Origin of the sequence: Pseudomonas sp. NPDC088414 (assembly GCF_044753325.1) — a bacterium.
Classification (GTDB): domain Bacteria; phylum Pseudomonadota; class Gammaproteobacteria; order Pseudomonadales; family Pseudomonadaceae; genus Aquipseudomonas.
Genome location: NZ_JBIVMY010000013.1, coordinates 57,474 through 80,162, shown reverse-complemented (window position 1 = coordinate 80,162; position 22,689 = coordinate 57,474). Strand labels below are relative to the sequence as shown.

Annotated in this window: 18 protein-coding genes; 2 read left to right on the top strand and 16 right to left on the bottom strand. The window is 60.2% G+C overall.

The annotated features are described in order from the left end of the window. Positions 1-58 precede the first annotated feature (58 nt). Entirely contained in the window at positions 59-2,329 is a 2,271-nt protein-coding gene (gene rlmKL / locus ACIP8I_RS13970; protein ID WP_400761842.1) for a bifunctional 23S rRNA (guanine(2069)-N(7))-methyltransferase RlmK/23S rRNA (guanine(2445)-N(2))-methyltransferase RlmL, read from the bottom strand. A gap of 532 nt (positions 2,330-2,861) precedes the next feature. On the opposite strand from rlmKL, the gene rmf reads away from it, so the two are divergent. After that, positions 2,862-3,077 (top strand): ribosome modulation factor, encoded by a 216-nt coding sequence (gene rmf, locus ACIP8I_RS13965; protein WP_003223300.1) that lies wholly within the window; start codon positions 2,862-2,864, stop codon positions 3,075-3,077. A 267-nt stretch (positions 3,078-3,344) separates the two neighbouring features. On the opposite strand, the gene ACIP8I_RS13960 is transcribed toward rmf, so the two are convergent. The 9 genes from ACIP8I_RS13960 to ppsA form a co-directional block, all read right to left on the bottom strand. Continuing rightward, positions 3,345-4,364 (bottom strand): quinone-dependent dihydroorotate dehydrogenase, encoded by a 1,020-nt coding sequence (locus tag ACIP8I_RS13960; RefSeq protein ID WP_400761840.1) that lies wholly within the window; start codon positions 4,362-4,364, stop codon positions 3,345-3,347. 145 nt (positions 4,365-4,509) lie between these two features. After that, a complete protein-coding gene (locus tag ACIP8I_RS13955; protein ID WP_007960920.1) occupies positions 4,510-5,559 on the bottom strand; it encodes an OmpA family protein in 1,050 nt (349 codons plus the stop codon). Positions 5,560-5,666: 107 nt separating this feature from the next. After that, a complete protein-coding gene (sigX, locus tag ACIP8I_RS13950; protein WP_011333251.1) occupies positions 5,667-6,257 on the bottom strand; it encodes an RNA polymerase sigma factor SigX in 591 nt (196 codons plus the stop codon). 87 nt (positions 6,258-6,344) lie between these two features. Beyond that, positions 6,345-7,169 (bottom strand): mechanosensitive ion channel family protein, encoded by an 825-nt coding sequence (locus tag ACIP8I_RS13945; RefSeq protein WP_007916401.1) that lies wholly within the window; start codon positions 7,167-7,169, stop codon positions 6,345-6,347. Positions 7,170-7,171: 2 nt separating this feature from the next. Continuing rightward, a complete protein-coding gene (locus ACIP8I_RS13940; RefSeq protein WP_003223293.1) occupies positions 7,172-7,420 on the bottom strand; it encodes a hypothetical protein in 249 nt (82 codons plus the stop codon). Positions 7,421-7,483: 63 nt separating this feature from the next. Next, the gene (locus tag ACIP8I_RS13935) at positions 7,484-8,479 is read right to left on the bottom strand and encodes a zinc transporter ZntB (protein ID WP_183782180.1); all 996 of its coding nucleotides are present in this window, start codon (positions 8,477-8,479) and stop codon (positions 7,484-7,486) included. Positions 8,480-8,500: 21 nt separating this feature from the next. Continuing rightward, complete coding sequence (gene rraA, locus ACIP8I_RS13930; protein WP_215501079.1) at positions 8,501-8,992, bottom strand: ribonuclease E activity regulator RraA; 492 nt, start codon at positions 8,990-8,992, stop codon at positions 8,501-8,503. A gap of 226 nt (positions 8,993-9,218) precedes the next feature. Further along, a complete protein-coding gene (locus tag ACIP8I_RS13925; protein ID WP_400761837.1) occupies positions 9,219-10,208 on the bottom strand; it encodes an alpha/beta fold hydrolase in 990 nt (329 codons plus the stop codon). Between the two features lie 187 nt (positions 10,209-10,395). Beyond that, positions 10,396-12,771: a phosphoenolpyruvate synthase gene (gene ppsA, locus ACIP8I_RS13920; RefSeq protein ID WP_007960913.1), complete on the bottom strand. Its 2,376-nt coding sequence runs from the start codon at positions 12,769-12,771 to the stop codon at positions 10,396-10,398. Between the two features lie 174 nt (positions 12,772-12,945). Between ppsA and ACIP8I_RS13915 the strand changes: the two genes are divergently transcribed. Continuing rightward, positions 12,946-13,764 carry a pyruvate, water dikinase regulatory protein gene (locus ACIP8I_RS13915; RefSeq protein ID WP_007960912.1) on the top strand — a complete coding sequence of 273 codons (819 nt, stop codon included), beginning with the start codon at positions 12,946-12,948 and terminating at the stop codon, positions 13,762-13,764. Between the two features lie 204 nt (positions 13,765-13,968). On the opposite strand, the gene prpD is transcribed toward ACIP8I_RS13915, so the two are convergent. The 6 genes from prpD to ACIP8I_RS13885 form a co-directional block, all read right to left on the bottom strand. Further along, positions 13,969-15,453, bottom strand: a complete 1,485-nt coding sequence (gene prpD / locus ACIP8I_RS13910; protein WP_400761834.1) for a 2-methylcitrate dehydratase — start codon at positions 15,451-15,453, stop codon at positions 13,969-13,971. 179 nt (positions 15,454-15,632) lie between these two features. Beyond that, entirely contained in the window at positions 15,633-16,823 is a 1,191-nt protein-coding gene (gene prpF, locus ACIP8I_RS13905) for a 2-methylaconitate cis-trans isomerase PrpF (RefSeq protein ID WP_400761832.1), read from the bottom strand. Between the two features lie 53 nt (positions 16,824-16,876). Continuing rightward, positions 16,877-19,471, bottom strand: a complete 2,595-nt coding sequence (gene acnD, locus ACIP8I_RS13900) for a Fe/S-dependent 2-methylisocitrate dehydratase AcnD (RefSeq protein ID WP_400761830.1) — start codon at positions 19,469-19,471, stop codon at positions 16,877-16,879. A gap of 204 nt (positions 19,472-19,675) precedes the next feature. Beyond that, the gene (gene prpC / locus ACIP8I_RS13895; RefSeq protein ID WP_400761828.1) at positions 19,676-20,803 is read right to left on the bottom strand and encodes a 2-methylcitrate synthase; all 1,128 of its coding nucleotides are present in this window, start codon (positions 20,801-20,803) and stop codon (positions 19,676-19,678) included. Between the two features lie 142 nt (positions 20,804-20,945). Next, the gene (gene prpB, locus ACIP8I_RS13890) at positions 20,946-21,836 is read right to left on the bottom strand and encodes a methylisocitrate lyase (protein ID WP_083366502.1); all 891 of its coding nucleotides are present in this window, start codon (positions 21,834-21,836) and stop codon (positions 20,946-20,948) included. Further along, entirely contained in the window at positions 21,833-22,555 is a 723-nt protein-coding gene (locus tag ACIP8I_RS13885; protein WP_174377155.1) for a GntR family transcriptional regulator, read from the bottom strand. The genes prpB and ACIP8I_RS13885 overlap by 4 nt, the downstream gene beginning before the upstream one ends. Between the last annotated feature and the right edge of the window lie 134 nt (positions 22,556-22,689).

Below are 22,689 nucleotides of genomic sequence, written 5' to 3'. Positions count from 1 at the left end.
TGATCGGATCCAAGAGCCTTTAAAAATCAAGGCTCTGTGGATCCAACCCGCCCAAGCGTCAACGAGCCGTGATTTTCCAGGCGCGGTGAATCTTGGTGTTACGCGCAAAATCCGGATCGATGGTCTGCGCGCTGATTTCCTCGACGGCGTAACGCTCGGCCAGGTTCTCCTCCAACTGGAACTTGCGGAAGTTGTTGGAGAAATACAGCACGCCGCCGCTTGCCAGACGCGCCATCGCCAAGTCGATCAACTGCACCTGATCACGCTGCACGTCGAAGATGCCTTCCATGCGCTTGGAGTTGGAGAAGGTCGGCGGGTCGATGAAGATCAGGTCGTACTCGTCGCGGCTGCTTTCCAGCCACGCCATCACGTCGCCCTGCTCCAGACGGTTCTTGTCGGAGAAGCCGTTCAGCGACAGGTTGCGCCGCGCCCAGTCCAGGTAAGTTTTCGACAGGTCGACGCTGGTGGTGCTGCGCGCACCGCCCTTGGCCGCGTGCACACTGGCGGTCGCGGTGTAGCAGAACAGATTGAGGAAGCGCTTGCCGGCGGCCTCTTTCTGAATGCGCATGCGCATTGGCCGGTGGTCGAGGAACAGCCCGGTGTCGAGGTAGTCGGTGAGGTTCACCAGCAGCTTGACGCCGCCTTCGCTGACCTCATTGAACTTGCCCTGCGCCGCCTGACGCTCGTATTGCTTGGTGCCGCTCTGACGCTCGCGGCGTTTGACCACCACGCGGCTCTTGTCGACGTTCAGCGCCTGCGGGATCGCCGCCAGGGCGTCGAACATGCGCGCCGAGGCCTTTTCCGGATCGATCGACTTCGGCGCGGCGTATTCCTGCACGTGCACCCAATCGTGATACAGGTCGATGGCCATGGCGTATTCCGGCATGTCGGCATCGTAGACGCGGTAGCAGTCGATGCCCTCGCGCTTGACCCACTTGCTCATCGCCTTGAGGTTTTTCTGCAGGCGGTTGGCAAACATCTGCCCGCCTTCGCTCAGGCGCGGCTGCTCGATCACTGGCGCCGGGGCTGGCGTCGGTTTGATCGGGTTGCCGTTCTTGTTGAACTTGCGCTCTTGCGGCTCGTTCGGCGCCTGATCGTAGGCCGCTTGCTCACGCTCGGCCTGACGCTGTTCCGGGGTACGCCGTTCGCCGGTAACGAACTGGTCCGGCAGCACCTTGATCAGCAGCAGTTTGCACGGCAGCGCGCCGTTCCAGAACGAATACTGCTTGTGGCTGCGAATGCCCATGCGCTTGCCCAGATCCGGGGCACCGGTGAACACCGCCGCTTCCCAATTCAGGCAGGCCTGACGCAGACGCTCGCCAAGGTTCTGATAGAGGTACAGCAGGCTGGCTTCGTCGCCCAGACGCTCGCCGTACGGCGGGTTGCAGATCACCAGACCTTTCTGGTTCTGGTCCGGACGCGGCTCGAAGGTCGCGACTTCGCCCTGATAGATCTTGATCCACTCGCTAAGCCCGGCGCGCTCGACGTTGTTGCGGCCCGGTTGAATCAGGCGCGGGTCGGCTTCGTAACCGCGAATCCACAGCGGCGGCCTGGCCAGACCGGCAGCGGCGCGCTCAACGGCTTCTTCATGGAGTTTTTTCCACAGCGCAGGGACGTGACCGAGCCACGCGGTGAAGCCCCACTGCTCGCGACGCAGGTTCGGCGCCATGTCGGCGGCGATCATCCCCGCTTCGACCAGGAAGGTGCCGACGCCGCACATCGGGTCAGCCAGCGCGCCGCCTTCGGCCGCAATGCGCGGCCAGCCGGAACGGATCAGGATCGCTGCCGCGAGGTTTTCCTTCAGCGGCGCCGCTCCCTGCTGCAGGCGGTAGCCGCGCTGGTGCAGGCTGTGGCCGGAAAGGTCGAGGGACAGGATCGCTTCGCCGCGATCCAGACGCAGGTGAATGCGCAGGTCCGGGTTGAGCTTGTCGATGCTTGGACGGTCGCCCTGCGGGGTACGCAGTTTGTCGACGATGGCGTCTTTGACTTTCAGCGCGCCGAAGTGGGTGTTGTCGATGCCCGAGCCGTGGCCGCTGAATTCAACGGCCAGAGTGCCGTCAGAGAGCATGTGATCCTGCCACTCGACGTCAAGCACGCCGTGGTACAGGTCTTCGGCGTCTTTCATCGGGAAGCGCTTGAGCACCAGCAATACCCGGTTGGCCAGACGCGACCACAGGCACAGGCGATAAGCGGTTTCCATGGTCGCCATGCCACGCACGGCGGAAGTGTGCTCGCGGGCGTCTTCAAGGCCAAGCCCGACGGCTTCCTCGATGAGCAGGCCTTCAAGGCCTTTGGGGCAAGTGAGGAAGAGTTCGAAACGGTCGGACATGGTATTTCCAGAGCCTTTGGCTAGTGAACCGGCAACGCATTGCCGATCCGGTTTTCAATCAGGCGCTTTTCTAAAAGAGCGCCCGCGTGGCACGAAGGTGTGCCGTTCCATCCCCGCTGCTCGGGTTAAAAGAGCTTAGATGCAAGGACAGTTATTAAAGTTGATGAAACAAAATGACTCAAAGCAACCCTTCGTCGAATATTACCCCAGCGTAAACGTGGGTCATTCTCACTAAAGGATTAACCCCATCATCCAGTGCGGGGCCGATCATACCGGGGTTTGCTGAAAAAAAGTTCATGAAACCGGTCGTTACTTATGGCTGTAGCACTATTTTCGTTACGTCCTTATGACAAAACGATCATTCCCTCGGTGTGACTCATTGGTTAGAACTGACCACAGGTTGACGTCGCAACGGCGTCAACACCTTGGCTCGCCACGCCGGCAGCGAGCCGCACCACGGCAGAGTTTTTCTGCCAGGACCTCGGTTGAGGTCGACGCGACACAAACAGTCAACAAGTGAGGGAAACACCCTATGAGAAGACTTAAGCGTGATCCGTTGGAAAGAGCATTTTTGCGCGGATATCAATATGGCGTTGGTGGCAAATCCCGCGAGCTTTGCCCATTTACTCTACCGTCGGTACGTCAAGCCTGGATCAACGGCTGGCGAGAAGGACGCGGCGACAACTGGGACGGTATGACCGGCACTGCGGGGATCCACAGACTCAACGAACTTCACGCCGTCGGCTGACACAGGGCACTTATTGCAACACGACAATCTGAATTTTTAGCGACTTACCATGCACGTCCTTCCCGGACGGCGGGCTACGGCCCAGGGGCTCCTTCGAGGAGCCCTTTTTTATGCCCGAAAATGCAATCCCCTGTGGCGAGGGAGCTTGCTCCCGCTCGGCTGCGCAGCAGTCGTAAATCCTGAATCCTCGCTATACCTGACAAACTTGGGTTTGCTTCGCAACCCAGCGGGAGCAAGCTCCCTCGCCACAGAAGCCCTCAAAAAACCTCAGCGCAGCGCGGCAATCGCGTCTACCGATTCACGAATCAGCGCCGGGCCCTTATAGATGAAGCCCGAGTAAATCTGCACCAGGCTCGCACCCGCCGTGATCTTCTCCGCTGCATGCTTGCCTTCGGTGATGCCACCAGCCGCAATGATCGGCAAGCGACCACCCAATTCACCCGCCAACACTTTCACGGTATGCGTGCTCTTCTCACGCACCGGAGCGCCGGACAGACCGCCCGCCTCGTCACCGTGCTCCATGCCTTCGACGCCGACCCGGCTCAAGGTGGTGTTGGTGGCGATCACCGCGTCCATCCCGGTTTCGATCAGCGCCTGAGCCACTTGCGCGGTTTCTTCGTCGGTCATGTCCGGAGCGATCTTGATCGCCAGCGGTACGTGCTTGCCGTGGCGCAGAGCGAGTTCGGCGCGACGCGTGGCGAGGTCGGCCAGCAATTGCTTGAGCGAATCACCGAACTGCAGGCTGCGCAGGCCCGGGGTGTTCGGCGAGCTGACGTTGACCGTGACATAACTGGCGTGAGCGTAGACCTTGTCCAGGCAGATCAGGTAGTCATCCACCGCGCGTTCGACCGGGGTGTCGAAGTTCTTGCCGATGTTGATCCCCAGCACGCCCTTGTATTTGGCTGCAGCGACCCGCGCCAGCAGGTTATCCACACCGAGGTTGTTGAAGCCCATGCGATTGATGATCGCCTCGGCTTCCGGCAGACGGAAGATCCGTGGTTTCGGGTTGCCCGGCTGCGGACGCGGGGTGACGGTGCCGATTTCGACAAAACCGAAACCCAATTGCGAGAAACCGTCGATGGCCGCGCCGTTCTTGTCCAGACCAGCCGCCAGACCCACCGGGTTCGGGAAGTCCAGGCCCATGACCGCCACCGGCACATTCGCCGGCTTCTTGCACAGCATGCCGTTGAGGCCCAAACGCCCGCCCGCGCCGATCAGATCCAGCGACAGGTCGTGGGAGGTTTCCGGGGAAAGTTTGAACAACAGCTGACGGGCCAGGGTGTACATGGGCGGCGATGACTCGGGCGGCGAAAAGAGGCGGCGATTATAGCCGGCCAACGGCCCCGGGCGCGAGGCGCCAATGCCCAGTTGCTCAAATCGCAGGCAAAGAAAAGCCCGGCCTGAGCCGGGCTTTTCTCGTAGCGGCAGCTAATTACTTAGCTTGAGCTTCAACCTGCGCTTCTACGCGACGGTTAACAGCACGGCCAGCTTCAGTTTTGTTGTCAGCAACTGGGCGGGATTCGCCGTAGCCGATCGACTGAACGCGGGACGACTCAACACCGTACTGCTGGGTCAGAACCTGCTTAACGGCGTTTGCACGACGCTCGGACAGTTTCTGGTTGTAAGCGTCAGGACCGACGGAGTCAGTGTGACCTTCAACAGTGGTGTGAGTGGCTGGGTACTGCTTCATGAAGTCAGCCAGGTTCTTGATGTCAGCGTAGCTGTTTGGCTTGACGACCGACTTGTCGAAGTCGAATTTCACGTCCAGCTCTACACGAACAACTTCAGCAACTGCTGGGCAGCCATCAGCGTCAACAGTTACGTTGGCTGGGGTGTCCGGGCACTTGTCAACGTTGTCGCAAACGCCATCGTTGTCGCTGTCGGAGCAGACTTCAGCCGGAGCTGGAACTGGAGCAGCAGCTGGCTTGCCGCCGCCACCGAAGTTCACACCCAGACCAACCGATGGAGCGTAGTCCCAACGGCCGTTGTCCAGTTTGTAGTCAGCTTCTACGCCAGCACGGGCGAAGAAGTTTTCGGCGAAGTAGTACTTAACGCCAGCGCCAGCAGTCAGGAAAGTCGACTGGTCGCGACCGGTGTGGCCGTCAGCAGCTACGTTGGTCAGGTTGCCGTGCTTAACGCCACCTTCAACGTAAGGACGCAGAGCGTCGCCAGCGTTGTTGAAGTGGTATTGAGCGGTCAGACCGAAGTTGTCACCGCGCAGTTTCTGGCTGCCGGTACCGTCGTTCGAACGGGTGTGGTTGTTACGATCCCAGCCGAAGTTGATCGAGACGTCGTCGGTCAGGAAGTAACCGATTTTGGCGCCTGGGTTGAAGCCGTCTTCGACGTGATCAACACTGTCGTTGTACTGCTTCTTGTAGTTGATCTCGCCTTCAACTGCGCCTTGGCCTTGTGCCAATGCGCCGAACGAAGTAGCGGCAATAAGAGAACCAATGGCCAAGCCCAAGGTGTTTTTCAGTTTCATCCGTTAAATCCCCATCTGGTGATTGTGAAGCAGTCCCGCAAACCGGGGGACAACTCGGCGGCAAGTCTATCAGAACTTGCCTACACGTAAGAGATATTTGCGCTGAACTAAGTTTCAGCAATGCCTGCAAATTTCTCACGCAATTTGTCTAGAGCACGTTTGTACCGCATTTTTGTCGCACTCAAACCCATGTGCATGATGTCTGCGATCTCCTGAAATTCAAGCTCTGCGACAAATCGTAGCACCAGAATTTCACGGTCAATCGGGTTCACATACACCAGCCAGCGATCGAGTCCGCCCTTCTCCTCGGGTTTCGGCGCCTTTTCTTCCGACGCTTCTTCCAGCGGGTCCAGACTCAAGGCGTCCATCAAGCGACGCTTTCGCCGTTCCTTCCGATACTGCGTGATGCATTCGTTATACGTGATGCTGTAGAGCCAGGTTTTGAACTTCGATTTCCCCTCGAAGTTCTTCAGGCCGTACAGCACCTTAAGCATCACTTCCTGACAGACATCGTCTGCGTCGCGATCGTTCCCAAGATATCTCGCACAAACGTTAAATAATGTTCGCTGGTAACGCCGCATCAGCTCTTCATAGGCGCGCGTCACGTGAAACAGCTCGGTATGCGAGCGCGCGACCAACTCCTCATCAGAGAGCTCACGGGGGTCATAGCGCGTGGATAGCGTTTGGGCTTTATTCAAAACAAGTCGTGCCGACAGTCAGGTCAATGTCCGCCGCACCCCTTTCAGGGCATTTTGCGGCGGCATACATTAGCAGGGTTTGCCGGGTTAGCGGCTACTCACATGCTGTTCCAGCAGGATCCGATTGGAAAGTGAGACTAGCTCACCCTCATCGGTCAGCAATGTGGTTTTAACCGTGCCGATCTCTTCGATCTGGCCTTCGACCTCGCCAACACGCACTTGTTGCCCAACCTGATACAACTCACGCACATAGATTCCCGCAAGAATCTGACCGGCAATTTCCCGGCTTCCCAAACCCATGGCCAGCGCAACGGCCAGACCAACGGTAATCAATACGATGACAATCACATGGTTCAGCAGGTCAGTCTTGACCTCGAGCTGACTGATCGCAACCGAGATGCTGATGATGATCACCAGCCCCTGTGCAATTCGACCCAAACCTGAAGCGTAGTCCAGCCCTACGCCTTCTGCCGCTCCGCGCACCAGGCCGTTGGCCAATTGCGCGAGCAAAACACCGACCAGCAACACCAGCGCGGCGCCGAAAACTTTCGGCAAATACAACGCCAGCATGTCGAGCGTAGCTGAAACTCGCTCAAGTCCAAGGGACTCTGCTGCAGAAACCAGAAAAATCAGCAGAACGAACCAGTAAACGATCTTGCCGATCAAGGTCGAGATCGGCACTTGCAGGCCGGCCCGCGACATCAACTTGGTCAGACCGGTGCCACCCATCAGGCGATCAAGGCCCAGTTTGGCGAGCAATTTGGAGAGCAAGGTATCGAGCAGCTTGGCCACCACGAAACCCAACAGCAGCACCACCAGTGCGCCGAACAGGTTCGGGATGAAATTGGCGACTTTGGTCCACAACGCAGTCATTGCAGTGACGAGGCTCTGAGTCCAGAGATCAAGTTCCATATTCAATCAGCCTTATCAGCAGTGCGTGCAGTAGTTTTACGAAGACGGGAAACCGGCGAAACGTGGGCCGATCCGTTATTCAGGGCGATCATCAGCGCGGGCAGCCAGCGGCCCAGCAGGCTGAACAGATCACCGGCGCCCACCTGGCGGTTGGCGGTTTTGAGTACGCGACCCAGGCATGCGTCGTCGTCACGGCTGGACGGCGAGGCGTTGAGCATGTCGCGCAAAGACTGTTCAAACGGATCGTGCATACGCACCTCTCGTGATGTCTGTGAAAGACGCGGGCAAATTTGGTCGGGTCACATGTTGCATATTCACACCCAGCGCAAACGGCGGAATAACCACCATTGACCGAAGGCCATCGCCAGCACCGTCAGACAGGCAATCAGGAAACCATAGGGGCTGCTCGAGAACGGAATCCCGCCCACGTTGATGCCCAACAGGCCGGTGAGAAAACTCATCGGCAAAAAAATGCAGGTGATGATGCCGAAGCGGTACATCGTGCGATTCATGCGCACGTTCAAACGCCGGTCTTCAGCCTCCAGCACAAGCCCCATGCGCTCTCGGGTCAATTCCAGCTCTTCGAGGTAGCGCGTCAGGCTGTTGTTCAATTCGTTCCAGTAGTCGGCGTCATCGTCGACGAACCACGGCAGTTTTATCCGCGTCAGCTGTCCGAAAATGTCCCGCTGCGGTGCCAGAAAACGCTTCAGTCCGGCCGCCCTGCGCCGGATGTGCAGAATCGAGCCATGCTCGGGGGTATACCGTTCGTCGGCATCCAGTTTTTCTTCCTCTTCATCGACCAGTTCCGACAGGCACGTGACCAGATCCTGCACCTTGTTGGTGAGGAATTGCGCCAGATACAGGATCAGTTCAGAGGAGGTTTTCGGGCCTTTGCCTTCGCTCAACAGCGCCAACAGTTCATCGGTGGCGCGCAGCGGACGCAAACGCAGAGAGATGACCCGTTGCGCCGAAGCAAAAATCCGCACCGAGACCATGTCTTCCGGCTCGGCACCGGGATTGAGATTGACCCCGCGCAGAAACAGCAGCAGCTCGGCGTCCGGCAACGGCAACAGGCGCGGTCGAGTGTTTTCTTCCAGCAGCAGGTCGCAGGCAAATTCATTCAGGCCGCTGGATTTGCGCAGCCAGGTCTGGGTTTGCGGATGGCTGCGATCCCAATGCAGCCACAGGCTCTCATGGGCCTGCAGCTGCAGATCGTCGAGGTCAGTCCGGGCAATCGCGCGCGCGCCACCTTTTCCGTCCAGCACCAGGGCATGCACCAGCCCCCACTGCGCGTTTTCTTCCTCGAACATCCGCATCCCTTTGTCGAAAACTTATTCAGGCATCTTCAGCGGACTCGGCGAGACGATCACGCCGTTGTTGTCCGCATAGATGTATTGGCCCGGGTGGAACGTCACGCCGGCGAAAGTCACCGCTACGTTGAGGTCGCCGATGCCGCGCTTTTCGGTTTTCATCGGATGGCTGGCCAACGCCTGAACGCCGAGATCGGTCTGGGCAATAACGTCGACGTCACGGATGCAACCGTAGATGACCATCCCTTCCCAGCCGTTTTTCGCGGCTTTCTCGGCGATCATGTCGCCCAGCAACGCGCGCCGTAGCGAACCGCCGCCATCAACCACCAGCACCTTGCCATTCCCCTTGAGTTCAGCCTGCTCCTTGACCAGCGAGTTGTCTTCGAAACATTTGATGGTCACGATTTCGCCGCCGAAGGAATCACGGCCGCCGAAATTGCTGAACATCGGTTCCAGCACCTGCACCAGCTCCGGATAGGCGTCGCACAGGTCAGGCGTGAGGTAATGGTTCATCGAAAAACTCCTGTAAAAAGGAAGACGATCAAGGATGTCGCACTCTTTTGAAACGAGTCCCGGCGGTCGCTGTTTACCTTAGTTCATGCAATGGTCGCTGAACGAACCTGAACAAACGCTGAAACGTAATAGCTAAACACCCACCAAATATGACCAGAACCGCACAATGCGTCATATCTTAGCCGCAAGCCGACCTGAACGAAATGCCCTTTTCAGAGCCCCGAGCTCAGACCGCAGCGGCCAGATCGGGTTTATCGCCGAGCAACGGCGTCTGCTGATCGTTCAGCCAGCGTGCCACCAACGGCCAGACTTCGGCCTGCGCCGCTTTGCTCACCAGCATCTCGACATGCCCGAAGTTGTCGCTGAAGCCCTGCTCGCGCCCCAGATTGACGAACTGTTTGTGCTCGGAGCCGATCTGCTCGAACAGCTTGCGACAGGCCCACGCCGGATCCTGATGATCGCCCGCCGCGGTCACAGCCAGCACCGGCACCTGAACCTCGGCCAGGCCGGCCCACCAATCCTTGTCCTTGTCGCCAAACCGCCCGAACAAGCCGTACCAGCGCATGCTTTCCAGCGCCAGACCGATCGGCTCGTCTTCCGGACCGCGCTTGAGGCGGGAGCCGGACAATTGCGCGAAACGCTTGAGAATGAAGCGTCCGCCCCACTCCACCGGTGGAATCTTCAGCGGCCAGTACGTGCGGCTGACTTGCGTGCCGAAAAACGCCGCAGAAGCCACCGCCGGTTCGCCAAGGTATTCGCCACCCAGCGCCGCTGCCAAGGTGATGCCACCCAGTGAATGGCCGATCCAGTGCGGCACCTGCCCACTCTGCTCGCGGACGAATGCAGCAATCGCCGGCAGATCGTAACGGGCGTAGTCGGCCACGCGGTTGCGCCGGTAGTCCTCATTGCGCTGCGACAGACCGTGACCGCGCATCTCCGGAATCCACACGTCGAAGCCCAGACGCGTCAGGTACGCGCCCAGTCCCAGGCCTTTGGGGGAAAACCAGAAGCGCCGGTTGGAAAAGCTGCCGTGCAGCAAAATCACCGGCACACCGCGAGGTGCCGTGTCATCGGCCATGCCCAAACGGGTCACGGCGATCTCCACGGACCAGTCCGGGCTGTTGCCGGGTTTGAGTCGATACACGTCTTCGCTCAGATCACCGCGACGTTCGGCGCTGATCAGAGCGACAGGAAACAGGTTGCTGCTGCTTTGCATAATGCTCTTGCACAAAAAAGGGCGGCATCTACAGGAGCCCGCCCTACTTCAATCTCAAAGCCCCCGACCTTTGTGGGAGCGGGCTTGCTCGCGAAAGCGGTGTATCAGCCAACATTTGTGGCGGATCTTATTCCGTCTTCGCGAGCAAGCCCGCTCCCACAGGGGAGGATGGCCGTTCACATATGGATCAAGCCTGCGCCTGGCCTTCCGCGAGGAAGAACCAGGTTTCCAGTACGGAGTCCGGGTTCAGCGACACGCTTTCGATGCCCTGTTCCATCAGCCATTTGGCCAGGTCCGGGTGGTCCGAAGGACCCTGGCCGCAGATGCCGATGTACTTGCCGGCCTTGTTGCACGCGGCAATCGCGTTGGCCAGCAGCTTCTTGACCGCCGGATTCCGCTCATCGAACAGGTGCGCGATGATCCCGGAGTCACGGTCCAGACCCAGGGTCAACTGGGTCAGGTCGTTGGAACCGATCGAGAAGCCGTCGAAGAATTCAAGGAATTCTTCGGCGAGAATCGCGTTGGATGGCAGTTCGCACATCATGATCACGCGCAAGCCGTTGTCACCACGGGCCAGGCCGTTTTCGGCGAGCAGATCGACCACCTGGCTGGCTTCGCCCAGGGTACGGACGAACGGCACCATGATTTCGACGTTGGTCAGGCCCATCTCGTTGCGCACGCGTTTCAGCGCGCGGCATTCGAGTTCGAAGCAGTCACGGAACGACTCGCTGATGTAACGCGAAGCGCCACGGAAGCCGAGCATCGGGTTTTCTTCTTCCGGCTCGTACAGTTTGCCGCCGATCAGGTTGGCGTATTCGTTGGACTTGAAGTCCGACAGACGCACGATGACCTTCTTCGGCCAGAACGCTGCCGCGAGGGTGCTGATGCCTTCCACCAGTTTTTCGACGTAGAAACCGACCGGATCGTTGTAACCGGCGATGCGCTTGTCGACGCTGTCCTTGATTTCCTGCGGCAGGCCGTCGTAGTTCAGCAGCGCTTTCGGGTGGACGCCGATCATGCGGTTGATGATGAATTCCAGACGGGCCAGGCCGACACCGGCGTTCGGCAGCTGGGCGAAGTCGAATGCGCGGTCCGGGTTGCCGACGTTCATCATGATCTTGAACGGCAGCTCCGGCATGGCGTCCACGGAGTTCTTCTTGACGTCGAAGCCCAACTCGCCTTCGAAGATGTAACCGGTGTCGCCTTCGGCGCAGGACACAGTCACGCCCTGGCCATCCTTCAGCAGTTGGGTGGCGTTGCCGCAGCCCACGACCGCTGGAATCCCCAGTTCACGGGCGATGATCGCCGCGTGGCAGGTACGCCCGCCACGGTTGGTGACGATGGCGCTGGCGCGTTTCATCACCGGTTCCCAGTCCGGGTCGGTCATGTCGGAAACCAGCACGTCACCGGCCTGGACTTTGTCCATTTCCGAGACGTCCTTGATGATCCGCACTTTACCAGCGCCGATGCGCTGGCCGATGGCACGACCTTCAACCAGCACGGTGCCGGTTTCTTTCAGCAGGTAACGCTCCATGACGTTGGCCTGGGTGCGGCTTTTCACGGTTTCCGGGCGGGCCTGCACGATGTACAGCTTGCCGTCGTCACCGTCCTTGGCCCACTCGATGTCCATCGGGCAGCCGTAGTGCTTCTCGATGATCATCGCCTGCTTGGCCAGCTCGCTGACCTCGGCGTCGGTCAGGCAGAAACGCGCGCGTTCGGCCTTGTCGACGTCGACAGTCTTCACCGAACGACCGGCCTTGGCCTCGTCGCCGTAGATCATCTTGATCGCTTTGCTGCCAAGGTTGCGGCGCAGGATCGCCGGGCGACCGGCGTCCAGGGTGCCTTTGTGCACGTAGAATTCGTCGGGGTTGACCGCGCCTTGTACGACGGTTTCGCCCAGGCCGTAAGCGCCGGTGATGAACACCACGTCACGGAAACCGGATTCGGTATCGAGGGTGAACATCACGCCGGCGGTACCGGTTTCCGAACGCACCATGCGCTGCACGCCGGCCGACAGGGCGACCAGTTTGTGGTCGAAGCCCTGGTGCACGCGGTAGGAAATTGCACGGTCGTTGAACAGCGAAGCGAACACCTCTTTGGCGGCGCGGATAACGTTTTCCACACCACGGATGTTCAGGAAGGTTTCCTGCTGGCCGGCAAAAGATGCGTCCGGCAAGTCTTCGGCGGTGGCGGAAGAACGCACGGCCACGGCCACGTCAGGGTTACCGGCCGACAGCGCGGCGAACGCGGTGCGGATCTCGGTATTGAGTTTTTCAGGGAATTCGGCGTCCATGATCCATTGACGGATCTGCGCACCGGTCTTGGCCAGCGCGTTGACGTCATCGACGTCCAGGGCGTCGAGAGCCTTGTGGATCTGGTCGTTGAGGCCGCTCAGTTCGAGAAAGTCGCGATAGGCCTGCGCGGTGGTGGCAAAGCCGCCGGGGACCGACACACCGGCACCCGCCAGGTTGCTGATCATCTCGCCCAGGGATGCGTTCTTGCCCCCCACATGCTCAACATCGTGTTTGCCGAGCTTATCGAGGGAAACTACGTACTCTACCAAGGTGATCTCTCCACTAACTGTGTTGGAAAAGCTCAGAAACCGGCTGCTCGGGGGAGCGTGGGCCGGCTGTATGGCCTGGACCTGGAAAATAAGTGAGAATGCGGGCCAATGGCGGCCGGCAAATCGCGCCTATCATATCCAGAAATACTCTTTAGCTTAAGGCCCAAGGTGCAAATGAAACGATCTGCTTTCTTTATCTCCGATGGCACCGGCATTACTGCCGAAACCCTGGGTCAAAGCCTTCTGGCGCAGTTCGAAAACATTACCTTCACCAAGCTCACGCGGCCGTATATCGACAACGCGGACAAAGCGCGGGCCATGGTACAACAAATCAACAAAGCCGCCGAAACCGACGGCTTCCGTCCGATCATCTTCGACACCATCGTCAATCAGGACATCCGTGAGATTCTCGCAACGTCCAATGGTTTCATGATCGACATCTTCTCGACCTTCCTCGCCCCGCTCGAACAGGAACTGACCGAACATTCTTCCTACACCGTCGGCAAGTCGCATTCGATCGGCCACAACTCCAATTACATGGAGCGCATCGAGGCGGTGAACTTCGCCCTCGACAACGATGACGGCGCGCGCACCCACTATTACGACAAGGCCGACCTGATACTAGTGGGCGTGTCGCGTTGTGGTAAGACGCCGACGTGTCTGTACATGGCGATGCAGTTCGGTATCCGTGCGGCCAACTACCCGCTGACCGAAGACGACATGGAGCGCCTGACCCTGCCGACCGCCCTGCGCGCCCATCAGCACAAGCTGTTCGGCCTGACCATCGACCCGGACCGCCTCACCGCGATCCGCAACGAGCGCAAACCCAACAGCCGTTATTCGAGCTATGCCCAGTGCGAATTCGAAGTGCGCGAAGTGGAAAACCTGTTCCGCCGCGAGAACATCCCGCACATCAACTCCACGCATTTTTCGGTGGAAGAGATTTCCGCGAAGATTCTGGTGGAAAAAGGTGTGGAGCGGCGTTTCAAATAGATTTGCGGCGTCTGCTTTGGCGCCTTCGCGAGCAAGCTCGCTCCCAAAGGGTTTCAGAGTGTTGATGCATGTTGTGCCAGGCCCAAAACCTTGTGGGAACGGGCTTGCCCGCGAAGGCGGCGGCACATCCAGCATTGATGTTGCCTGACACACCGCTAGCGTGAGCAGGCTCACGCCCGCAATGGGTCTTCAATGCTCGCTTTGTCAGATGACAAACAGGTCGATGAAACGATTCACGGGGGTGGCCTCCAGCTGCGCCTGATCCTTGCACAACGCGAAGATCTCGTTGCTGCGCTGCCCGGTGAATCGTGTCAGCAGGTTCGCCCTGAACTTGTCCTCCAGCAATGGAATGCCTTCGACCCGGCGGCGACGATGGCCGATCGGGTATTCGACCACCACGCTCTCGGTGCTCGATCCGTCCTTGAAAAACACCTGCACCGCGTTGGCAATCGAGCGCTTGTCGGCCTCCAGATACTCGCGGGTGAAACGCGGATCTTCGACGATGACCATCTTCTCGCGCAGCACATCGATGATCGGGTGCGCGGCATGGAAGTCGTCCTCGTATTGTTCGGCCAGCAGATTGCCGAACGCCAGCGGCACGGCGGTCATGTACTGGAGGCAGTGATCGCGGTCGGCAGCGTTGGCCAGCGGCCCGACCTTGGAAATGATGCGAATCGCCGACTCATGGGTGGTGATGACGATGCGGTCGATTTCCTGCAGCCGGTTGCGCACCAGCGGGTGCAAGGTGACCGCCGCTTCGCAGGCGGTCTGCGCGTGGAACTCGGCGGGAAAACTGATCTTGAACAGCACGTTTTCCATCACGTAACTGCCGTAAGGCCGCGAGAAACTGAAAGCACGTTTACCCTCAGGCTTGAGCGCCAGATCGTTGTTGGTGTGGCTGAACGACACGTCGTAGAAGCCCCACTGCCGGGCCGTCAGCACGCCGGGGATGCCCATCTCACCACGCAGGGCGATGTCGGCCAGGCGCACGCCACGACTGGTTGCATCCCCCGCCGCCCAGGATTTGCGTGACCCGGCATTCGGCGCATGACGATAAGTACGCAGCGCCTGACCGTCGGCAAACGCATGAGACAGCGCCGACAGCAGTTGCTCGCGATTGGCGCCCATCAGCTTGGCAGTCACTGCTGTGGAAGCGACTTTCACCAGCAACACATGGTCGAGGCCGACGCGGTTGAAGGAGTTTTCCAGGGCGATCACGCCTTGAATCTCGTGGGCCATGATCATCGCTTCCAGCACATCGCGAATTCTCAGCGGACTCTCGCCATTGGCAATGCGCTTCTGCGAAAGATGATCGGCCACCGCAAGAATCCCGCCGAGGTTGTCCGACGGATGGCCCCACTCGGCAGCGAGCCATGTGTCGTTGTAATCGAGCCAGCGCACGATGCAGCCGATGTCCCACGCAGCTTTCACCGGGTCGAGGCGATGCGACGTGCCGGGCACCCGTGCGCCGAACGGCACCACGGTGCCTTCCACGAGCGGGCCAAGGTGTTTGGTGCATTCGGGAAAACGCAGCGCCAGCAGGCCGCAGCCCAAGGTGTCCATCAGGCAGTTGCGGGCAGTGTCGAGGGCTTCGGCAGATTCGATATTGAAGGTTAGGACGTAATCGGCAATGTCCTGCAGGACACGGTCGTAGTCGGGGCGGTTGTTCAGGTCGACGTTGGCGCTCATGTTCGATTCACTCTTGCAGTGGTTCGTTGATGGGACCTCGGTTCAGGCTGGCAAATTTTATTATTGAAATGCAATCCCTGTAGGAGCTGCCGCAGGCTGCGATCTTTTGATCTTGTTTTTTAAGATCAAGATCAAAAGATCGCAGCCTTCGGCAGCTCCTACAGGGGTTATGTGTTGGGTCAGAAGGCGTCGCCGGGGATGCGCACGTAGCCTTCCATCAGCACCCGTGCACTGCGGCTCATGATGGCTTTTTTCACCACCCACTCACCGTTTTCCAGGCTGGCCTCGGCACCGACGCGCAAGGTTCCGGACGGATGGCCGAAGCGCACTGCGGTGCGTTCAACGCCGCCGGCGGCGAGGTTCACCAGGGTGCCGGTGATCGCTGCCGCCGTGCCGATTGCCACCGCCGCCGTGCCCATCATCGCGTGGTGCAATTTGCCCATCGATAATGCGCGCACCAGCAGATCGACATCAGCGGCGGCAATCACCTTGCCGCTGGACGCCACGTAATCCGCAGGCCTGGCGACAAACGCGACTTTCGGCGTGTGCTGTCGCTTGGCCGCTTCGTCCAGACTGGAAATCAGGCCCATGCGCAACGCACCGTAGGCGCGGATGGTTTCGAACATCTGCAGGGCTTGCGGGTCGCTGTTGATCGCGCTTTGCAGTTCGGTGCCGGTGTAGCCGATGTCTGCGGCGTTGACGAAAATTGTCGGGATCCCGGCATTGATCATGGTCGCCTGGAACGTGCCGACACCCGGCACCTCAAGCTGATCGATCAGGTTGCCGGTGGGGAACATCGAACCGCCGCCGCCCTCTTCTTCCGCCGCCGGATCGATGAATTCGACCTGCACTTCGGCGGCCGGAAAGGTCACGCCGTCGAGTTCGAAATCACCGGTTTCTTGCACCTCGCCATTGGTGATCGGCACGTGGGCGATGATGGTCTTGCCGATGTTGGCCTGCCACACGCGCACCACCGCCACACCGTTGTGCGGAATGCGGCTGGCCTCCACCAGACCGTTGCTGATGGCGAACGAACCGACCGCCGCCGAGAGGTTGCCGCAGTTGCCGCTCCAGTCGACGAACGGCTTGTCGATGGAGACCTGACCGAACAGGTAATCGACGTCGTGATCAGCCTTGATGCTTTTCGACAGGATTACTGTTTTGCTGGTGCTCGAGGTGGCGCCGCCCATGCCGTCGATCTGCTTGTCGTACGGGTCGGGGCTGCCGATCACCCGCAGCAGCAAGGCATCGCGGGTTGGGCCGGGAATCTGCGCCGCTTCGGGCAGATCCTTGAGGCTGAAGAACACGCCTTTGCTGGTGCCGCCGCGCATGTAGGTGGCGGGGATTTTGATCTGGGGTGCGTGAGCCATGATGCTCCTTACCGAGGGCACGGGACTAAAATCCCCTGCCCACATCAGTTGATTTAAACGGCAACCGCCGACTCTTCAAGGAAGTCTTGAGCGAAGCGCTGCAACACGCCGCCGGCCTCGTAGATCGACACTTCTTCAGCGGTGTCCAGACGGCAGGTCACCGGCACTTCAACGCGCTCGCCGTTCTTGCGGTGAATCACCAGCGTCAGGTCGGCACGCGGGGTGCGGGCGCCGATCACGTCGTAGGTTTCGCTGCCGTCGATGGCCAGGGTGTGACGGTCGGTGCCCGGTTTGAACTCCAGCGGCAACACGCCCATGCCCACCAGGTTAGTGCGGTGGATGCGCTCGAAACCTTCGGCGACGATCGCCTCCACACCCGCCAGACGCACGCCCTTGGCCGCCCAGTCGCGGGACGAACCCTGACCGTAATCGGCACCGGCGATGATGATCAGCGGCTGCTTGCGCTCCATGTAGGTTTCAATGGCTTCCCACATGCGCATCACCTGGCCTTCCGGCTCGACCCGCGCCAGCGACCCCTGCTTGACCTTGCCGTTTTCCACGACCATTTCGTTGAACAGTTTCGGGTTGGCGAAGGTTGCCCGCTGGGCGGTCAAGTGGTCGCCACGGTGTGTGGCATACGAGTTGAAGTCCTCTTCCGGCAGGCCCATTTTCGCCAGGTATTCGCCGGCGGCGCTGTCGAGCATGATCGCGTTGGAAGGCGACAGGTGATCGGTGGTGATGTTGTCCGGCAGCACCGCCAGCGGACGCATGCCCTTCAGCGGCCGCGCGCCGGCTAGCGCGCCTTCCCAGTACGGTGGACGGCGGATGTAGGTGCTCATTTCGCGCCAGTCGTACAGCGGCGTGACTTTCGGGCCGGTGTCTTCGTGGACGGCGAACATCGGAATGTAGACCTGACGGAACTGCTCCGGCTTGACCGACGACTTCACCACGGCGTCGATTTCTTCGTCGCTCGGCCAGATGTCTTTCAGGCGGATTTCCTTGCCGTCGACCATGCCCAGCACATCCTTTTCGATGTCGAAACGAATGGTCCCGGCAATGGCGTACGCGACCACCAGCGGCGGCGACGCGAGGAACGCCTGTTTGGCGTACGGGTGGATGCGGCCGTCGAAGTTACGGTTGCCGGAAAGCACGGCCGTCGCATACAGATCGCGGTCGATGATCTCTTGCTGGATCACCGGATCGAGGGCGCCGGACATGCCGTTGCAAGTGGTGCAGGCAAACGCGACGACGCCGAAACCGAGCTGCTCCAGCTCCGTGGTCAGCCCCGCTTCATCGAGATACAGCGCGACGGTTTTCGAACCCGGGGCCAGCGAGGATTTGACCCACGGCTTGCGGGTCAGGCCAAGCTTGTTGGCATTGCGCGCCAAGAGGCCGGCGGCGATCACGTTGCGCGGGTTGCTGGTGTTGGTGCAGCTGGTGATGGCGGCGATGATCACCGCGCCGTCAGGCATTTGCCCCGGCACGTCATCCCACTGCCCGGAGATGCCTTTGGCCGCCAGATCCGCCACCGCCACGCGGGCGTGCGGGTTGCTCGGGCCGGCCATGTTGCGCACCACGGACGACAAGTCGAACGTCAGGCCACGCTCGTATTGCGCGCCCTTCAGGCTGTCGGCCCACAAGCCGTTGAGTTTGGCGTACTGCTCGACCAGTTGCACTTGCTGGTCTTCGCGACCGGTGAGTTTCAGGTAGTCGATGGTCTGCTGGTCGATGTAGAACATCGCCGCGGTGGCGCCGTATTCCGGGGCCATGTTGGAGATGGTCGCGCGGTCGCCGAGGGTCAGCGCGGACGCGCCTTCGCCGAAGAACTCCAGCCAGGCACCGACGACTTTCTGTTTGCGCAGGTATTCAGTCAGCGCCAGCACCATGTCGGTGGCGGTGATGCCCGGTTGCAGCTTGCCGGTCAGTTCGACGCCGACGCTTTCCGGCAGGCGCATCCACGAGGCGCGGCCGAGCATCACGCTCTCGGCTTCAAGCCCACCGACACCGATGGCGATCACGCCCAACGCATCGACGTGCGGGGTGTGGCTGTCGGTGCCGACGCAAGTATCAGGGAATGCCACGCCGTCGCGCACCTGGATCACCGGAGACATTTTCTCCAGGTTGATCTGGTGCATGATGCCGTTGCCCGGCGGGATCACATCGACGTTCTTGAAGGCCTTTTTGGTCCAGTTGATGAAGTGGAAACGGTCTTCGTTGCGCCGGTCTTCGATGGCGCGGTTTTTCTCGAATGCCTGCGGGTCAAAACCGCCCGCCTCCACCGCCAGCGAGTGGTCAACGATCAGTTGCGTCGGCACCACCGGGTTGACTTGCGCCGGATCGCCGCCTTGCTGGGCGATCGCGTCACGCAGGCCGGCGAGGTCGACCAGTGCGGTCTGGCCAAGAATGTCGTGGCACACCACACGTGCCGGGAACCACGGGAAGTCGAGGTCGCGTTTGCGCTCGATCAGTTGCTTCAGCGAATCAGTGAGCGTGGCCGGGTCGCAGCGACGCACGAGGTTTTCCGCCAGCACGCGGGAGGTGTACGGCAGGGTGTCGTAGCTGCCGGGCTGAATCGCCTCGACCGCCGCACGGACGTCGAAATAATCCAGGGAACTGCCGGGCAGGTTTTTGCGGAATGCTGTGTTCATCGGGTCAGGACTCGGGTCACGGTAGTTTCAAAGGGAGGGGCCGGACATCAACCCTGAAATTCACACTGAACCCTGTGGGAGCGAGCTTGATCGCGAAGACGGACTGACATTCAACATCAATGTCGACTGATCTACCGCATTCGCGAGCAAGCTCGCTCCCACAGGATCTGGGTAATTTCAATGCCGATGATTGGCCCTCACCATTCAGCGACGTTCGATTGGCACGAACTTGCGCTGTTCGACGCCGACGTACTCGGCGCTTGGACGGATGATGCGGTTGTTGGCGCGCTGTTCGAACACGTGCGCGGCCCAGCCGGTCAGGCGCGAGCAGACGAAGATCGGCGTGAACAGCTTGGTCGGGATGCCCATGAAGTGATACGCCGAGGCATGGTAGAAGTCGGCGTTGGGGAACAGTTTTTTCTGCTCCCACATGGTCTTGTCGATGGCTTCGGAAACCGCAAACAGCACCTTGTCACCGACTTCGTCGGCAAGTTTTTTCGACCAGCCCTTGATCACCTCGTTGCGCGGATCGCTGTCCTTATAGATCGCGTGGCCGAAGCCCATGATCTTGTCCTTGCGCTCGAGCATGCCGAGGGTGCCTTTGATCGCCTCTTCCGGCGACGAGAAGCGCTCGATCATTTCCATCGCCGCTTCGTTGGCGCCGCCATGCAGCGGGCCCCGCAACGAACCGATGGCCGCAGTGACGCAGGAATACAGGTCGGACAGGGTCGACGCGCAAACGCGAGCGGTAAAGGTCGAGGCGTTGAATTCGTGCTCGGCGTAAAGGATCAGCGACACGTTCATCACTTTGACGTGCAGTTCGCTCGGCTTCCTGTCGTGCAGCAGGTGCAGGAAGTGACCGCCGATGGTCGGCTCGTCGCTGACGCAGTTGATGCGCTTGCCGTCGTGGCTGAAGCGATACCAGTAGCACATGATCGCCGGGAATGCGGCGAGCAGGCGGTCGGTCTTGTCGCGCTGTTCGGAGAAGTCTTTCTCCGGTTCGATGTTGCCGAGGAACGAGCAACCGGTGCGCATCACGTCCATCGGGTGAGCATCGGCGGGAATGCGTTCAAGCACTTCTTTCAGTGCCTGCGGCAGGTCGCGCAGCTTGCTCAGCTTTTGCTGGTAAGCGTCGAGTTGCGCCTGGGTCGGCAGTTCGCCGTACAGCAGCAAGTACGCCACTTCTTCGAACTGCGCGTCGGCTGCCAGTTCACGCACGTCGTAACCGCGATAGGTCAGCCCGGCACCGGCCTGGCCCACGGTGGACAGTGCGGTTTGCCCGGCAACCTGGCCCCGGAGCCCGGCGCCACTGAGTACTTTTGCTTCGGCCATTGCTGTCTCCAATCTTGAATTTGTTAGGGAATCTGCAATTACGGTGTTGTTGGCAAAAGATCGCAGCCTCGTTGCACTCGTCAGCTCCTACAGGAGAATGCGGTTGATGTAGGAGCTGCCGAAGGCTGCGATCTTTTGATCCTCATTTTTTAGCGGCAAACAACGCATCAAGCTTCTGCTCGAACGTGTGGTAATCGATGCGATCGTAAAGCTCCATGCGCGTCTGCATGGTGTCGATGACATTCTGCTGGGTGCCGTCGCGGCGGATCGCGGTGTAGACGTTTTCCGCTGCCTTGTTCATCGCGCGGAACGCCGACAGCGGGTACAGCACCAGCGACACGTCGGCGCCGGCCAGTTGCTCGGTGGTGTACAGCGGCGTCGAGCCGAACTCGGTGATGTTGGCGAGGATCGGCGCCTTCACCCGATTGGCGAACAGCTTGTACATCTCAAGCTCGGTGATGGCTTCCGGGAAGATCATGTCGGCGCCGGCCTCGATGCACGCCGCTGCGCGATCCAGTGCCGACTCCAGACCTTCAACCGCCAGCGCATCGGTACGCGCCATGATCACGAAGCTGTCGTCGGTGCGCGCATCGACCGCTGCCTTGATGCGGTCGACCATTTCCTGCTGGCTGACGATTTCCTTGTTCGGACGGTGGCCGCAGCGCTTGGCGCCGACCTGATCCTCGATGTGAATTGCCGCGGCGCCGAACTTGATCATCGACTTCACGGTGCGCGCGACGTTGAACGCCGACGAACCGAAACCGGTGTCGACATCCACCAGCAGCGGCAGGTCGCAGACGTCGGTGATGCGCCGCACGTCGGTGAGCACGTCATCCAGGCCGGTGATGCCCAGATCCGGCACGCCGAGCGAGCCTGCGGCCACCCCGCCACCGGACAGGTAGATCGCCTTGAAACCGGCACGCTTGGCCAGCAGCGCGTGGTTGGCGTTGATCGCGCCGACCACCTGCAATGGGTGCTCGCTGGCGACCGCATCGCGGAAACGCTGGCCTGGAGTGTTCTGCTTGGAACTCATGACTCACCTCGTTCAGTGGCTGTCTTATTGTCGGCGCCGTCCTGGTAATGACGGGCGATGTTGCGTTTCGAGGCGCCGATGTGGCGGCGCATCAACAATTCCGCGAGTTCGCCGTCACGGTCGGCGATGGCATCGAGAATCCGGTGGTGTTCGGCGAAGGCCTGACGCGGGCGGTTGGGCGTTGTGGAAAACTGGATGCGGTACATGCGCACCAGTTGGTACAGCTCGCCGCAGAGCATCTGGGTCAGCGTGCGGTTGCCGCTGCCCTGGATGATCCGGTAGTGAAAGTCGAAATCGCCTTCCTGCTGGTAATAGCCGACCCCGGCCTGGAACGCCGCGTCGCGCTCGTGGGTTTCGAGCACCCGGCGCAGTTCGTCGATGTCTTCGACGCTCATGCGTTCGGCCGCGAGCCGGCAGGCCATGCCTTCGAGGGATTCGCGGATTTCGTAGAGTTCGAGCAATTCGGCGTGGCTGAGCGACACCACCCGCGCGCCGACATGCGGTACGCGCACCAGCAGACGCTGGCCTTCGAGCCGATGAATGGCTTCGCGCAGCGGCCCGCGACTGATGCCATAAGTGCGCGCCAGCTCGGGTTCGGAGATCTTGCTGCCTGGGGCGATTTCGCCTTTGACGATGGCCGCCTGAATGCGCCGGAAGACGTTTTCCGAGAGCGTCTCGGAATCGTCGCCGCTGATGACCGGGGGATCGAGTTGATCCAGCATGATTGTCGACACCTTAAAATCCAATGCGGCAAAAACTAGCCAATTAGCCGGCATCAGTCAAAGGATAAATGGATATTGTCGACAATCGTCTAATAACCCGAAAAGATCGCAGCCTTCGGCAGCTCCTACAT